The sequence below is a fragment of the Enterococcus sp. AZ088 genome, from assembly GCF_051714845.1.
GTDB lineage: Bacteria > Bacillota > Bacilli > Lactobacillales > Enterococcaceae > Enterococcus > Enterococcus faecalis.
The window spans coordinates 1-16243 of the sequence record NZ_JBIOSQ010000002.1; the positions used below are offsets into that span (position 1 = coordinate 1).

Here is a 16243-nt window from a genome sequence, read left to right on the forward strand (position 1 = left end):
GTGGGTGATTCAGGCATTTCGTTCTTGAGTCGTTCCGGGATATTCATTTCTAAAGCGCGGAGCTTTTTTATGAGGGCTAGTTCCGCCCGCTTTTTTTCACCTGAATGGGTTTCTTTTTCTTTGACATAGAAGATCTTCCTTTCTGTTTTGGTGAAATCCCTTCTATGCCTATTTCTAGAAATTTCTGATGACAAGCCAATACTAAGGTGTCATTTGACAGACCATATTTTAATGCGACAGTCAGATAAGATTCACCATTCGTTTAATAATAGTGTATGACATCCCGCTTGGATTTGGAAGAGCAATGTTGATAATTTACTTTTCGATGAAGTTCGTTAAATCCAAATTTTTCGACTGTTTTACCCCGTTTACGAACAGTTGAAAGTGAAGCAATATTAAATTAATTCGCTAGTGTTCGATAACCTCCTGATCCATTTTGATAAGCTACGACTACGTTTTTCTTGAATGCATAATCGTATTTTGCCAATTTAAATACGCCCCCAATGTTAGACCAAAAAATCTAAACTTTGGGGGCGCACTACATAGTGCCCTTTTTAACGGCTCTTTTTTATTTTTGAAAAAATATGGTGGCTTTTTAGCCACCATTAGAAACTATAAAGCCATAAAATGGCATAATCAATTGTCAGGAATATTTTCATTGATAAACAATGATAATTTTGTTTGATAGCGTGATAAAATCGAATTTACTAAAGGTGATTCTAGACATTTTTTAATCAATTTTTCTCCCGAAAAACCTATTGATTGTAATAATTTTTCTAGAGATAATTTTTCATTATACGTTTGACCAAGCTTTTTAATCAAAGCACTTTTTATAAACCATTCAAAGAAACCTAAACTAGATTGGTTGGAATCATAATCAATAACTTGATCTAAGTTTCTTTTTATATTAATTTTACTTGTAAAAAAAGTAATTAAATTTGCTAGTTCTTTACTTGCAGCATTTAAGTGTTCTTTAAGGACATGATTATTAGGGGCATTAAGTTTTTTTGATATTTTTTTTATTATCTTAAAATGCGAATTATTTTCGCTTAATGAGTTTGTGTGGACATTATCTATAATTTCTCCAACAGTAATATTATCATCTTTTAAAACAGGTTGATTTCTTATTTTTTTTATAATTTTTTCTATATATTTTAATATCTCGATGTTATTTTTTTGAGTAATATTATTGATTTGCTCAAGTGATTCATCTATTAATTGTCGTAAAACTTTTTCCTCTATCATAAAATGATACGGGGGATTATCATCTAAAGAAATATCTAATGCAATCTTATTACCTTTACCCAATCTTCTTTCTCCATAAGTTATTTTATCCCAATAAACATTAACTGAAACTTTATCAAAAAATAATGATTTTTTGGTTATTCGAAGCTGAATAGGCTTTTTTTTGTTTATTAACATGGGTATTTTTTTTATTAACTTATCTGTAATACTTTTTTTTGTCAAATGAAATATAGAAAATATATCTGTTGCATTCGAAGAATCAAAATATTTCTTAATTAATGTAATTATAGGTTCTTCAGAAGACTTTTCTATTTGATTTGGCAATACAGTCTTTTCGTCGGTAGCACCGTTATGTTCTGAAGGTGCTAAATCTTTTGAATTTAAAGATGTATCGGTCGCTTGCTTATCTGGTAATACAGTTTTTTCATCGGTAGCACCGTTATGTTTTGAAGGTGCTGAATCTTTTGAATTTAAAGATGTATCGGCCACTTGCTTATCTGGTAATACAGTTTTTTCATCGGTAGCACCGTTATGTTCTGAAGGTGCTAAATCTTTTGAATTTAAAGATGTATCGGTCGCTTGCTTATCTGGTAATACAGTTTTTTCATCGGTAGCACCGTTATGTTCTGAAGGTGCTGAATCTTTTGAATTTAAAGATGTATCGGCCACTTGCTTATCTGGCAATACGGTCTTTTCGTCGGTAGCACCGTTATGTTCTGAAGGTGCTAAATCTTTTGAATTTAAAGATGTATCGGTCGCTTGCTTATCTGGTAATACAGTTTTTTCATCGGTAGCACCGTTATGTTCTGAAGGTGCTGAATCTTTTGAATTTAAAGATGTATCGGCCACTTTCTGAGATGAATTTGACAAATATTTAACGGGAGCAGCTGATTCTATAATTTGCACTTGGTTAGCATGGACAGAAGTAGATTGACACGCATAAAAAAATATGATAGTACAGAAAAAAATTAGAATATTATATTTGTTTTGTTTATTCATATGTAAACCTCCCTTTCGTTGATAAAATTATTATACTAACTGTGTCATTCTGAAATCATTAACATGTGTTAATTCGATACTATTGATATCTGGGCATAGATATATAAGCAACATATAATACTATCCATGAATTAACTAAAAAATTATAGAAAAGAAATATTTTTTTTGATAATATATTCTTGAAAATTTTATATATGGAGGAATTTATATGAAAAAAATGAAAATTATAATGATAATTTTTCTTTTGATTTCAAATTTTTGTTCAATATTTCAAACAATGGCACATGCAGAAGAAGGTAGAGATGTTACTAGTAATGTGACTTCTTTAAGTGTCTCGCCAACTAGTGTAAGAGATGGCGAAAAATTTACAGTAAATCTTGAATTTAATGAGAAAACAATTGATATTCAACCAGGAGATTATATCAAAGTTAGTTGGCCTAGCGGTGGTGACATTTATGGTTCTGGATTTAATAAAAGTATCGATTTGATGATTCAAGGAAAAAATGTAGGTAAGTTAAATGTAACAACAGACGAAGCAATCATAGTTTTTAATGATAATATTCGCAATTTAGATGATGTAGAAGGTTGGGCGCAATTCGAGGTTCAAGCGCGCAATTTAACCAATACCTCTGAAGAAAATACGGGGAATCTTACAGTAAGTAGTGGTGATAAAACAGCAGTAATTACTGTAACTAAACCAGCATCTTCTACAGGGCCAAGTGATTTTTATTATAAAGTTGGTGATATGTTACCTCAAGATACAGATCATGTCAGATGGTTTTTATGTATTAACGACAATAAAGCTTATGTTTCACAAGATGTACGTATTTTAGACGAAATACAGCCAGGTCAAAAACTTGATCCAGCAAGTTTTGAAATAGTCACTGACTCTCAGTATGCTGGAGAAAAGGTGTTTAGAGGTGAAGAAGGTGTTACAAATTTTTTACAAGCATATCCTGGAGCAAGTTTTAATTATTCTGTTGACGAAAATAGAATTACAATTAATTTACCAAAAAACATCGCAAATCTAACTTCTTTTAGAATTAATTATAAAACGATTATTTCGAATCCAAATCAAGCATCTTTTGATAATCATTCCAGAGCTTGGTTCAAAGAATATAATCAACCAGCTGTTGAAGGAGAAGAATTTAATTATTCAGTAAAAAATATTGATGTATCTGGTGGAGTGAATGGGACAGTTAAAGGTGAATTAAAGATTGTGAAAAAAGTTCATGGGACAGAGGTGGGGATTCCACATGTTCAATTTGAACTTAAGCGAGCAGATGGAGGAACAATTCAAGGACAAGAAAGTGTACTTCTTGAAACAAATGAACAAGGGGTTACAGGGATTAAGAAGTTAGTAGTTGGTGATTATATTGTGAAAGAAGTTCATGCTCCAGACTGGATTGATTTTGATCCGCTAACGGTAAAAGAACTGAAGTTTACTATGACAGATCAAGATACAAGTGGTGTCATCTTAAATGTTAGCAACGAGAAAAAGAAAATTTCTGTTACTGCAAATAAAGTTTGGGAAGGTGGAGAATCACCACGACCAACAATTTATCTTAAATTGTACCGATTAACTAATAATGGAAACCAACTTGAAGAAGTCCCTAGCATAGGATTAGGTGAATTAAAAGATGGTGAGTCTTCATTTACTTGGAATGGGTTAGAGCAATATGATAATTATGGAAATGAGTATCAATATAGCGTAAAAGAAGTCGATGAAAATGGTATTGATTTTGTTCCAAAAGGTTATACAAAAATTGAAACAGGTCTTACTGTAACTAACAAAAGTGTAGAAAAAGTAAACATTCAGGGAACGAAAATATGGAATGACAATGATGATCAAGATGGTAAACGTCCAAAGAGCATTAAGGTAAATTTATTGGCCAACGGCCATATGGTTGCGAATAAAGAAGTAAGAGAAAGCGATGGTTGGAAATATCAATTTGAGAACTTACCAAAATATGAGAATGGCCAATTGATTAACTATACAGTGACAGAAGATCAAGTAGCTGATTACAGTACTGAGGTTAAAGGCTTTGATATTATAAATAGCTATACGCCGGGTAAAACTAGTGTGAGCGTAACTAAAGCTTGGAATGACAGTAATAATCAAGATGGATTACGGCCAAATAGTGTGAAAGTTCAATTATATGCCAATGGTAAAGCAGAAGGAGAAGCGATTGAATTAAGTGATGGAAATCAATGGAGTTACACATGGGTAGATTTGGCAGAAAAAGCTAAAGGAGAAACTATCCAGTATACAGTGAAAGAAGTAAGTGATGTACCAGGCTATACAAGCGAAGTAGAAGATAGTAATTTAGGAAATGTGACAATTACAAATACACATACACCTGAAATTATTCAAGTTAGTGGAACGAAAACATGGAATGACAATGATGATCAAGACGGTAAACGTCCAGAGAGTATTAAGGTAAATTTATTGGCCAACGGCCATATGGTTGCGAATAAAGAAGTAAGAGAAAGCGATGGTTGGAAATATCAATTTGAGAACTTACCAAAATATGAGAATGGCCAATTGATTAACTATACAGTGACAGAAGATCAAGTAGCTGATTACAGTACTGAGGTTAAAGGCTTTGATATTATAAATAGCTATACGCCGGGTAAAACTAGTGTGAGCGTAACTAAAGCTTGGAATGACAGTAATAATCAAGATGGATTACGGCCAAATAGTGTGAAAGTTCAATTATATGCCAATGGTAAAGCAGAAGGAGAAGCGATTGAATTAAGTGATGGAAATCAATGGAGTTACACATGGGTAGATTTGGCAGAAAAAGCTAAAGGAGAAACTATCCAGTATACAGTGAAAGAAGTAAGTGATGTACCAGGCTATACAAGCGAAGTAGAAGATAGTAATTTAGGAAATGTGACAATTACAAATACACATATACCTGAAATTATTCAAGTTAGTGGAACGAAAACATGGAATGACAATGATGATCAAGACGGTAAACGTCCAGAGAGTATTAAGGTAAATTTATTGGCCAACGGCCATATGGTTGCGAATAAAGAAGTAAGAGAAAGCGATGGTTGGAAATATCAATTTGAGAACTTACCAAAATATGAGAATGGCCAATTGATTAACTATACAGTGACAGAAGATCAAGTAGCTGATTACAGTACTGAGGTTAAAGGCTTTGATATTATAAATAGCTATACGCCGGGTAAAACTAGTGTGAGCGTAACTAAAGCTTGGAATGACAGTAATAATCAAGATGGATTACGGCCAAATAGTGTGAAAGTTCAATTATATGCCAATGGTAAAGCAGAAGGAGAAGCGATTGAATTAAGTGATGGAAATCAATGGAGTTACACATGGGTAGATTTGGCAGAAAAAGCTAAAGGAGAAACTATCCAGTATACAGTGAAAGAAGTAAGTGATGTACCAGGCTATACAAGCGAAGTAGAAGATAGTAATTTAGGAAATGTGACAATTACAAATACACATACACCTGAAATTATTCAAGTTAGTGGAACGAAAACATGGAATGACAATGATGATCAAGACGGTAAACGTCCAGAGAGTATTAAGGTAAATTTATTGGCCAACGGCCATATGGTTGCGAATAAAGAAGTAAGAGAAAGCGATGGTTGGAAATATCAATTTGAGAACTTACCAAAATATGAGAATGGCCAATTGATTAACTATACAGTGACAGAAGATCAAGTAGCTGATTACAGTACTGAGGTTAAAGGCTTTGATATTATAAATAGCTATACGCCGGGTAAAACTAGTGTGAGCGTAACTAAAGCTTGGAATGACAGTAATAATCAAGATGGATTACGGCCAAATAGTGTGAAAGTTCAATTATATGCCAATGGTAAAGCAGAAGGAGAAGCGATTGAATTAAGTGATGGAAATCAATGGAGTTACACATGGGTAGATTTGGCAGAAAAAGCTAAAGGAGAAACTATCCAGTATACAGTGAAAGAAGTAAGTGATGTACCAGGCTATACAAGCGAAGTAGAAGATAGTAATTTAGGAAATGTGACAATTACAAATACACATACACCTGAAATTATTCAAGTTAGTGGAACGAAAACATGGAATGACAATGATGATCAAGACGGTAAACGTCCAGAGAGTATTAAGGTAAATTTATTGGCCAACGGCCATATGGTTGCGAATAAAGAAGTAAGAGAAAGCGATGGTTGGAAATATCAATTTGAGAACTTACCAAAATATGAGAATGGCCAATTGATTAACTATACAGTGACAGAAGATCAAGTAGCTGATTACAGTACTGAGGTTAAAGGCTTTGATATTATAAATAGCTATACGCCGGGTAAAACTAGTGTGAGCGTAACTAAAGCTTGGAATGACAGTAATAATCAAGATGGATTACGGCCAAATAGTGTGAAAGTTCAATTATATGCCAATGGTAAAGCAGAAGGAGAAGCGATTGAATTAAGTGATGGAAATCAATGGAGTTACACATGGGTAGATTTGGCAGAAAAAGCTAAAGGAGAAACTATCCAGTATACAGTGAAAGAAGTAAGTGATGTACCAGGCTATACAAGCGAAGTAGAGGATAGTAATTTAGGAAATGTGACAATTACAAATACACATACACCTATAGCCCCCAAAAATACACATTTAAATAAATCAATAACTTCTGAATTATCTAATATAAAAAGCAAAAAAAATATTCTTCTAAAAACTGGAGAGAAAATAGATTTTTGGCTGATTATATTAGGAATTTGTTTAATTTTTGGTAGTAGTTATTTTTATTTTAGAAAAAAATAAAAAAGTGTAAATACTCAAAAAGTCATAATTTTAGGTTCTTTGTCAAATAATGTTTAATATTGATAAAGATAGATTGCAGAATCTCGTCAAATCCAGAGGATTTTTTCCTCTGGATTTTTTTATTTTGTTTGCATTACTTGTCTTTGCAGAGTGAGAATATGCAATTAGATATTCCAGATGGATCTTTTCTTAGTATTTTCTTAAGGTTGTTTGATAAGCAGCAGGACATTAAATTATGTTTGATTTCGTTGATGAATAGGATACAAAAAGTTCTTGTTACAACGTGTAGACTTGTGTTAATTCATCATTATAGAAAAGTAGTCTGTCCATATGCTCTATTCCGATTAAATAAGTTTTAAACGAAGGACGTCAATAACAGTTTAAACTATCAAAATTTTCTTGTAATAATTTTAAGTATTTTTTGAGTCATTTTTCAGTTAAACTTTAACTTTTTAATAAGTAGATTATCCAAGTGATTTGATGGTTTCGGAAGGTTCAATCGACGTGAAAGCAATTAATAATACTGAGAATCATTTTTTCACTAGAGAAACATGAGGTGCAATACATATCACTGGCAATAAATTGGACTTTTTTTGTACAAACAGTGAGAAACGGCTAAAATAACGTTTTAACTAATAAAGTTGTCGGTTTTCAACAATATCAAATAACTTTCATGTTTGTTCATTTACTTATATGAGTAGATAAATTATTTTTATGTTTATATTATGCACACTCTATTATTTAAGTGATAGAAATAATTTGAAATTTAACTAATGTTAAAGCGTGTTGATTGATATTAAATATAAAATGAAAATACAAAAAATAAAAGGAAGGATTGATTGAAGTGGAGTATAAAAAGAAAGTAATTAGTAAAAAAAATGTAATAATGAAGTTGTTTAGTGGAATCATTTTTTTTATTATTTTAAGTATATTTAAGCCTACTTGTGTAAATGCAAGCCCAAGTCTCAATAAACAATTAAATAATGGTGATTCAAATATATCTATATCATTTCATCAAGAAAATGAATATGTTAATCTAAAAGAATCAGTATCAAAAGAAGAGTTGGATAAAAAAGAAAAGAATTTGATGGAAGAATCAAAGGAGAATATTTTGGAAGATAGTAGTTCTCCAAATTCAAAAGAATCAGTATCAAAAGAAGAGTTGGATAGAAAAGAAAAGAATTTGATGGAAGAATCAAAGGAGAATATTTTGGAAGATAGTAGTTCTCCAAATTCAAAAGAATCAGTATTAAAAGAAGAGTTGGATAGAAAAGAAAAGAATTTGATGGAAGAATCAAAGGAGAATATTTTGGAAGATAGTAGTTCTCCAAATTCAAAAGAATCAGTATTAAAAGAAGAGTTGGATAAAAAAGAAAAGAATTTGATGGAAGAATCAAAGAAGAATATTTTAGAGGATAGTAGCTTAAAAAAATCAACTTTAATTGATGATTTTTCACTAAATAATAAAGGCGGCATTAATAAAATTATGCTAAATCATAGAGGAGCATATATAGTACGTTACTATATTGATTGGGATGAAATTAGTTCCAGTAATAATAGTAATGAAATAATAAGGAATATAGAATGGCCTGAAAACAACATGAATAAAATGGCTGGTTTTTTATCACAAATATTAATTCCAGCTAATGCTAGAAACATCAATATTAAAATTATTGGAGCTACAGGGTTAGTTTGGAATCCTTGGTGCGTTATATATCAAAAGAAAAATTTGCCAAATATAGAATTACGTACTATATTAACAAGTGGTACAACTATTTTCCCTCATTATATAGAAGAAACATTGCCGAGAGAAAATACAGATTACCATCAAGAGTATGTGTATGATAAAGTTATTCAATACGATACATTCGATGATTTTGAAATAAAAAAATTACAAAATGGTGAAGAAAAAAAAATCATTTGGTCAGAATCAGAATTTATGGGACGAAAAATATATGTTTCGGAGTTTCCAAGAGTTTTAACTGGTGTACTGTATCCATTTTTAGCTTTTCCTAGTTTTTATAGAGTTGTTCCCCCAGAAAACGGATATATAGAAATTGCAGATTCAAAGCCAACTTTTACTGTATCTTCGGCTAAAAGTTCTCCATTTCAATTTAGGATTATAGGAAAGGTAGATTCTTTGATAAAGGGAAGAAGTTATGAAGCTAAATTGATATCTAAAAATAGTGATTGTGAAGATAAATATATGAGCTATGATGGTATTGATAAAAAAGCTACTGTAGAAATTTTATTTATTTCAGGTGGTACATTATTTACATCTAATGGGCCTCAAATACTTAAGCCTAACTTTTATGCAAAAGCAAGTATGAAAGCTAATGATGATAGTGCTGAATTTAATATAAACCTAAATCCAGCTATTTCTCCATATATAAAGAAGAGAGAAACGAGATGGCGGCATCCACTTTTTCCTCCATATAATGAAAAAAACCAAACAAGTTTTACTCCTAGAATAATTATAGAATTAAAATATAGTAAAATATGGCATAGTATTGACAAGTTATTTACTTCAGATAAATATACAGAATTATTGCATGATGTTACAAATAAAAAAATTCAAGAGGTTAAGCAACAAGTTTTGAGTATGCCGAATAATCAAGATGCTTTAGAAATGATTAAATTAATTACTAAAGCTGAACAATTATGGGAGAAAAAGAGACAGCTGTTACAAAAGTAAGTGTAATAACAATCTTTTGTTATTTGATAAATCTAAGCTCTTTTGTACCATTAGTAATGGAGTTTTTACATTTGGTAAAAAATATGATTTCTTATATAGGAATAAATGATCCATAAAGTATAGAAGCTAAATTTAATGTGAGTTAAGCTTATAACTACCACATAATGTGTTATTATTAAAAGATATTAAATGGAGAAAGGAATAAGAAAACAAAAATACCCATTAATCAGATATTTTTGATTAATGGGTATTTTTGTTTTCTAGTTAACATAAGATATATTATTCAAAGTAGTGTAAAGTGGGCGAATGTTAGGATTAAGTGCAACATATAATTGTTTTAGTATAACAATAGTTCGTGATTTGATCTATTATAACATGTTTCTATTTACGTATACATAGTATTGTTCGTTTTATTTTTTTATACCAATTGTAAAATTTGTTTGCAGGTTTCTAGAAAACTTTTGATATTTGGAATCGGGTTGTTTAAGTAATTTACATTTATTTTTGTTCTAAATCGTTTGTTTAGCGATGTTTATCATTAAATTTGATTAAAGAAATAAAAAGAGAACTAGAAACATCTAGTCCTCCAAGCATAAATCAAAGTAATATATCCTATTTGATTTGAATTTTTACCTAATAGCAAACCATACGTATTGTGCGGTATTTTTTACTAAGTCGTTCTTTTATTTGCATAAATGCTCTAACCTATTCTGTATTTATCATATGTAGTCTTCAGAAATTAAGTTGTATTTGACATTATTTTAGTAATTTAATTTTAATTCTGTTTCATCGGAATAATTCACTATGTGAGCCTATTCTAGCTAAAGTTAGAATTAATTTATCACCATCAATTTTATAAATCAACAACCAGTCTGGTTCAATATGACATTCTCGTGTGCCTATATAATTTCCTGTTAGTGCATGGTCTTTATACTTTGGTGGCAATGTTTGTTGTTCTTGTAAAAGTACTAGTACTTCTTTTAACTTCTCTAAATTCTTTCCTTGTTTCTTTGCTTTCTTAAAGTCTTTTTTGAATTGGTTCGTGTAAAATATTTCAAGCATTTAAATCCTCCATTAAATCCTCCACGGAAGAAAATCCACCATGAACGTTTCCCTCTTTAATGTCTTTTAATGCTTGTAGAGTTTCTTTGTTTCCCTTATTAATCATAAAAGGAATTGCTTGTTCATTAATAGACTGTTTTAAGAAAATAGTAATTGCACTTGTCATATTTAACCCTAAATCATCAAATAATTGTTCTGCTTCTTCTTTTAAATTTTCATCAACATTTACATGTATAGGTTTCTTTTTTGTAGTGGCCAACTTTATCCCTCCTTTATGTGAATAACAATAACATGAATTGTTGTTAAAAGCAACATTTTTTGTTGTTTGTTTGATTCAAACGTTCTATCTTATAAAGGATACAAGATTTATGTAAATGTTGTAGTTTAAGACACCTCTTCTTCTAATAAATATTCTTTACAAAGCATTAACAAGACTGATTTTCCTACACAACGAATCTCGGTAATAACCTTAATAAATTCAGAATCTTTAAACTGAATAAGCTAATTAAAACAAATAGATCTTTTAAACATTTTCATCCTTCTGTTGAAGTAAAATTCTATTATAAAATTATTTCAACATTATTTGAAGTTAACTTCAAATAATGTTGACTTTTTAAAACAATAGGAGTTCAAACAATCTCACAGTGCTATGTATCACTGTGAGAAAACTGACTGTTATTAATTTGAAAAAAATCAGTAAAATAAATAATGTATTCAATTTTTGATATTAAGTAATGTTGCATACAGTATTAGCAAAATTTTAGCTTAATAAAGTTAAATATGCTAGAATTTTATTGTAGGAAGCATATTATTCACTTCTTTACAAATCTATCTTAATCTTAGGCAGTCGGCGGAAAACGGCTGTCTATTTATCTGGTGAAGTATTTTAGGTTTGTTTATTCAGTGGTCGATTAGACATGAATAAAAGAGCGATTCTTTTTAGAATCGCTCTTTTATTTAGTTAGCTGTAAAGTGTCCTAAGTAATCCACGTTGAAGTCAAAACTAATATTTATAAGTCCTCAACGTTGTATTCGGTATATCCTTCATAATAATAACTAATATCAATACCCTTCATGAAGATTTCTCTATCATTAATTTTATTAGTTAAAGCATTTGAGAATAAGTATTTGATTTCCAAATCGTTGACCGGACTTCTTTCCATTGCAGACAAATAATCTTCCTTATTAATTAAGTTCCAGTCTACAACTTGCTTTAATTCTTTTTTCAGAATTAGGTCTAACCATATTCTTGTAGCTCTACCATTACCTTCACGAAAAGGGTGAGCGATGTTCATTTCAACATATTTAGCTACAATTTCATCTAAATTTCTTTGTGGCATTTTATCTATATGTTCTAAAGCAACTTCTAAGTACATTACTGGTGCAAAGCGAAAATTTCCTTTAGAAATATTTTTACTTCTTACTTTACCTGCAAATTCATAAATATCTTCAAACAAATAATTATGGATATAAGATAGCCCCTTGAATGTTCCGACTTCTACTTTGTCAATATCTCTTGAGTCATATAATCGTTTTGCATTTTCTTTACTAACACGCTCCTCAACTCTGTTTAACTCAAGTTGGTTAGTAATACCTAATTTATTCTCTAACAAATTAAAATCACCGCCTATTAATTATTGTCCTTCTTTTTAATGATCTCTTCAACTCTCATACTAAGTTTTTCAATGTATTTTAGCACAAAAGTTACATAACAATCAAAAAGCTAAAGATACATACTATCCAGTTTTCTCCAGTAATATTCTCCTTTTTCCTAATAGTGAAAATAAACTCAACACCCTTTTTTTAGATCTGGAACATCATCATGATAGATAGTTGATGGTATATAATAAATGTTTTTCTATTACATATAAGACATTAATTTAGATATTTTTAACAATGAACGCTTGTAAAATATCTAATTTGCTAGTTTCGATATTATGTGCCGCAGGTTTAATAATTTGAATTTTTCTTTTATCTGAAATTTTTAATAACCCTATTCCTTCAGGAAGCTCTTTAGATGCAAGTAATAAGATATCTTCAGGAACAACGACCCAGCTATAATTAGTTTTAGTATTTAAAATTATATTGTTAAGTTTGTTATCCGAAAAAACTATTTCGATGCTATGCGTATTTAATTCTTCTGTATATTTACTAGACACGTTTTCTAGCAACAAAAAATCTAAAGTGACGGATCTCATTAATAACGAAGAATAAAAGGAAAAATTGGGAACTAATTTATAAACTGATTTTCCTTTATGATATGAGTTATTAGTACTTTGCAACCATGAGCTTTCTGACAATGCAAACGAGAAATCAGATATGGTGAATATTTGTTCGTCGCTACTATCAATTTTAGAGTATCTATTTTTTTTAACTATTCCTCCACCCTCTTTAGCTTGTATCGTTTTAATAGTTGCCCAAGTGTTTAACAAGTCAGATCTCTTAATATCTTTTGCTAAAACTTGTTGCATTAATTCATCTTTTATTTGGCTGTTTCCTTGGCTAATTTTTTCTACTAATTCAAAGTTATCTGGACTGACTTCTACGTCCTCTATGTTAGGAACACTAACTCCCCTACCTGCTGCTCGCTGCTGGTAGTCAAAGTATATTTCTCCTGCTTTTTTTCTTTTCCATATTAGTGCTTCAGTTACTCCAGCTACATGTGCTAAATGTTTAATCCATTGTGTGAAAGAACTATACTCGTTACGCCATAATCTATTATGTTCTACTTTCCTTATTAATTCGTATAGACGCACCCATGAATGAGTATCCTTAGCCAATATTTCTTCAATTTCATGTTCTATTTTTCTTAGGTTCAATTTTTTCTCCTTTCTACCAATTTACTATAATACGTTATAGTAAATATTTGCTATAAAAAGAAAGAATTCATGAATATTAGCTATTATATGTATTCTTTCTTCTTATTATAATTAAAAAATGTATTCAATGATTTGATCTATTTTAGCCATATCTTTTAATGGTAAATGTTCTATTTGGCTTAACTTTCTTTCTGTAAAATCTAAAGATTTTAATTGGGAAATAACGACTTGTCCATGAGTTTCCATTTCATCAGGTAATGTATAACGAGTTGGCATGTTTTTAATTGTAGAAGTTATAGGACAAATTACTGCAAACATTGTTTTTCTATTAAATTCGTATCTAGAAACTACTAGACCTGGACGTCTCTTCTGTATTTCTTTTCCAGCTGAAGGATCGAAATCTATCCATACAATATCACCCTTTTTAGGAATATATTTTGTTTCGTCATTCATTAAAATAATTCTCTCCCTCCAGGTTCAATGTCATGCCATTCGTCTTTTTCGTAGTACTCCCCTTCTGATCCACCACTAAATGGATCTTGTAATTTAGGGACTAACGTAATTGTCCCATCATCAGAATACATCACTATATATTCTTGGTCTGCCTTTGGTTTCTGTCCGTTATTAGATGGTAATGTCAATACTACAGAACTTCCTTGTTTTCTAGATTTTGTGGTTAACATACAATCACCTCTTGTCTTTTATTATACTAAATAATTAAATAGTTTCAAATGATTATATACTACATTTAGTTAACTTAGTGTGATTTAATTAAATAGTCAAAATTAGATATTTTAGAATTAATTTTTTAGATTCAGAAACTTAAAAGTTTTTGACCTCTTTGTTTTTTCGTGCTATACTTGGAATTATCAAGTGTCAAAAACTTATGTTCAGAAAAGGTGAGGAAATTTTGGCCATTTATGGTTATTCAAGAGTGAGTACTAGTAATCAAGATTACAAAACCCAGATTCAAAAACTAGAAAAATCCGGAGCAGAAAAAATATTCAGTGAAAAATATACGGGAACAAAAAAAGAAGGAAGAAAAGAATTAGAAGAACTACTATCTATTGTAAAACCTGGCGATAAAGTTTTAGTGACGAAAATTGATCGGCTAGCTAGAAGTATCGTTGATTTAAATTCGATTATCTCTTCTTTAAACCATTCAGGAGTGACTATCACCTTCTTAGATAATTCCCTAACCTTTGAGCCGAATAAAAGTGATTCTATGCAAACATTAATGATGAACATGTTAGGGAGTTTTGCACAATTTGAAAGAGATTTAATCGTGACAAGAACGCAAGAAGGAAAACAGTGGCACCGGGCAAATAATAAGAACTATCGAGAAGGACGTCCTAAAAGAGTGTTGAATGATAAATACAAACATGCACTAGAGTTAATGGAAACAAATAGCATGCGAGAAGTGGAAAGGAAAACAGGTATTTCTTTATCTACTCTCAAACGAATCAAGAAACAAGCAAAGGAAGAACAGTTACTTAATGAGAAATAATTCAGGAGTAGTTATTATGGAAAATAGAGAGAAGATTATTCAGATGTTGGAAAATCCTTTGATTTCAGAATACGGAATAGAAAAAATGTCAAATGGTCGGCTCTATTCTGCAAATTATCAAAGATACAAAAAACGTGTCGAAAAAGAAAATCAGCCAATGTTTATTTTTGATACGATGTCAGTAAAAGCGGAAAAACTATTATTAGAGTTGTCCGAAGAAGTATTACAAGTTCAGCCTAAGATAAAACAAGAATATAAAGAAATGGTTGCAAGATATAGCTTTAGAAATGGAGAGAATTAAGATGGTTGTTCGAAAACAATATGATCATTGGGAAATAGAAATTACTACGTGGAATAAGACAAATGTAGTTACTTATGTTGATTGTGATTGTGGTCAATTGGCTAGAAGAGAGTTGGGAAAATATAATCATTTTAAGTGCAGTAGCTGTAAAAAAGAATATAAATTAAGCAACGGTTCTTATGTAGAAATACGCACAAAAAAGAATTGAAAAAAGGTAAAATCTTGATAAAATAATAATAGGCAACAACTATTTCCTCAATAGAATAGTGTCAGTATGTATAAAGTAATACCTCGAATTTTTTGTGGTTGTTGCTTTTTTATTTTAAAGTAGGATCTGGGTAGATTCTCTACTTATTTTTATTACGCCACCAGTGATAAATTCCTGTTAAGATAGTGGCTATATAAAAAAGGCAGATACTTAAGAAGAGTATATTCATGATTTCCTCCTAGTTAAATAAAAGTCATGAATAATTGTACCAAGATTTTTTAGGGAAGTTAAGATTGAAATAGGAAAGTAAATACGATAAAATTTTTATAGACTGTTACGTTGAAATTGTTCTTCAGAGACTATTTCTTCCAAACCACCTACTAGATAGGTGGTTTTAATTATTATTTTCGGAGGTTGTGTTTTGGCCAAAAAAAGTAAGGATTTAATAGATATCGGATCATTTGTGCATTGTCAATCTGTTATGGGACAAACGCTCAAAGGAAAAGTTGAAGTGATAAATCAATATACAGTGATCGTTTTTGATGGAGAATTTCGTCATGTGGTCACGAAAAAACAGTTGAAAGAATTAGGCTATTCTTTGCCAAATAAAAGAAAAAAATAAGCAGAGAG

At 30.5% G+C, this 16243-nt stretch carries 14 protein-coding genes; 6 read left to right on the forward strand and 8 right to left on the reverse strand.

Annotated features, from left to right (window positions below):
* Positions 1 to 194, reverse strand: a 194-nt coding sequence (locus IGL17_RS13200; protein ID WP_438839751.1) for a hypothetical protein, incomplete at its 3' end; no start/stop codon positions are given.
* Between the two features lie 442 nt (positions 195 to 636).
* Positions 637 to 2244, reverse strand: coding sequence for a hypothetical protein (locus IGL17_RS13205; RefSeq protein WP_438724672.1), 1608 nt, complete (start codon positions 2242 to 2244; stop codon positions 637 to 639).
* Between the two features lie 208 nt (positions 2245 to 2452).
* Here IGL17_RS13205 and IGL17_RS13210 point away from each other — a divergent pair, with 208 nt between their 5' ends.
* The gene (locus tag IGL17_RS13210) at positions 2453 to 7021 is read left to right on the forward strand and encodes a Cna B-type domain-containing protein (protein ID WP_438760357.1); all 4569 of its coding nucleotides are present in this window, start codon (positions 2453 to 2455) and stop codon (positions 7019 to 7021) included.
* A gap of 844 nt (positions 7022 to 7865) precedes the next feature.
* Entirely contained in the window at positions 7866 to 9716 is a 1851-nt protein-coding gene (locus IGL17_RS13215) for a thiol-activated cytolysin C-terminal domain-containing protein (protein ID WP_438839757.1), read from the forward strand.
* 786 nt (positions 9717 to 10502) lie between these two features.
* Here IGL17_RS13215 and IGL17_RS13220 read toward each other — a convergent pair.
* From IGL17_RS13220 to mazE, 6 genes are all read right to left on the reverse strand, one after another.
* Positions 10503 to 10778 carry a type II toxin-antitoxin system YafQ family toxin gene (locus IGL17_RS13220; protein WP_002360769.1) on the reverse strand — a complete coding sequence of 92 codons (276 nt, stop codon included), beginning with the start codon at positions 10776 to 10778 and terminating at the stop codon, positions 10503 to 10505.
* A complete protein-coding gene (locus tag IGL17_RS13225; protein WP_002369771.1) occupies positions 10771 to 11037 on the reverse strand; it encodes a type II toxin-antitoxin system RelB/DinJ family antitoxin in 267 nt (88 codons plus the stop codon). The genes IGL17_RS13220 and IGL17_RS13225 overlap by 8 nt, the downstream gene beginning before the upstream one ends.
* A 751-nt stretch (positions 11038 to 11788) precedes the next feature.
* Entirely contained in the window at positions 11789 to 12391 is a 603-nt protein-coding gene (gene fic / locus IGL17_RS13230; RefSeq protein WP_016617165.1) for a protein adenylyltransferase Fic, read from the reverse strand.
* A gap of 267 nt (positions 12392 to 12658) precedes the next feature.
* Entirely contained in the window at positions 12659 to 13597 is a 939-nt protein-coding gene (locus tag IGL17_RS13235; RefSeq protein ID WP_289867793.1) for a hypothetical protein, read from the reverse strand.
* 111 nt (positions 13598 to 13708) lie between these two features.
* On the reverse strand, positions 13709 to 14050 hold the full coding sequence (locus IGL17_RS13240; protein WP_289867792.1) for a type II toxin-antitoxin system PemK/MazF family toxin: 342 nt from the start codon (positions 14048 to 14050) through the stop codon (positions 13709 to 13711).
* The gene (gene mazE / locus IGL17_RS13245; protein ID WP_002362431.1) at positions 14050 to 14280 is read right to left on the reverse strand and encodes a type II toxin-antitoxin system PemI/MazE family antitoxin; all 231 of its coding nucleotides are present in this window, start codon (positions 14278 to 14280) and stop codon (positions 14050 to 14052) included. The genes IGL17_RS13240 and mazE overlap by 1 nt, the downstream gene beginning before the upstream one ends.
* Before the next feature lie 203 nt (positions 14281 to 14483).
* On the opposite strand from mazE, the gene IGL17_RS13250 reads away from it, so the two are divergent.
* The 4 genes from IGL17_RS13250 to IGL17_RS13265 all read left to right on the forward strand — a co-directional run bounded on the left by IGL17_RS13250 (position 14484) and on the right by IGL17_RS13265 (position 16235).
* Complete coding sequence (locus IGL17_RS13250; protein WP_438724681.1) at positions 14484 to 15104, forward strand: recombinase family protein; 621 nt, start codon at positions 14484 to 14486, stop codon at positions 15102 to 15104.
* A complete protein-coding gene (locus IGL17_RS13255) occupies positions 15094 to 15405 on the forward strand; it encodes a hypothetical protein (RefSeq protein WP_438724668.1) in 312 nt (103 codons plus the stop codon). The genes IGL17_RS13250 and IGL17_RS13255 overlap by 11 nt, the downstream gene beginning before the upstream one ends.
* Positions 15392 to 15613: a hypothetical protein gene (locus IGL17_RS13260; protein WP_438724667.1), complete on the forward strand. Its 222-nt coding sequence runs from the start codon at positions 15392 to 15394 to the stop codon at positions 15611 to 15613. The genes IGL17_RS13255 and IGL17_RS13260 overlap by 14 nt, the downstream gene beginning before the upstream one ends.
* A gap of 421 nt (positions 15614 to 16034) precedes the next feature.
* Positions 16035 to 16235 (forward strand): hypothetical protein, encoded by a 201-nt coding sequence (locus IGL17_RS13265; protein ID WP_010709164.1) that lies wholly within the window; start codon positions 16035 to 16037, stop codon positions 16233 to 16235.
* Positions 16236 to 16243: the final 8 nt, after the last annotated feature.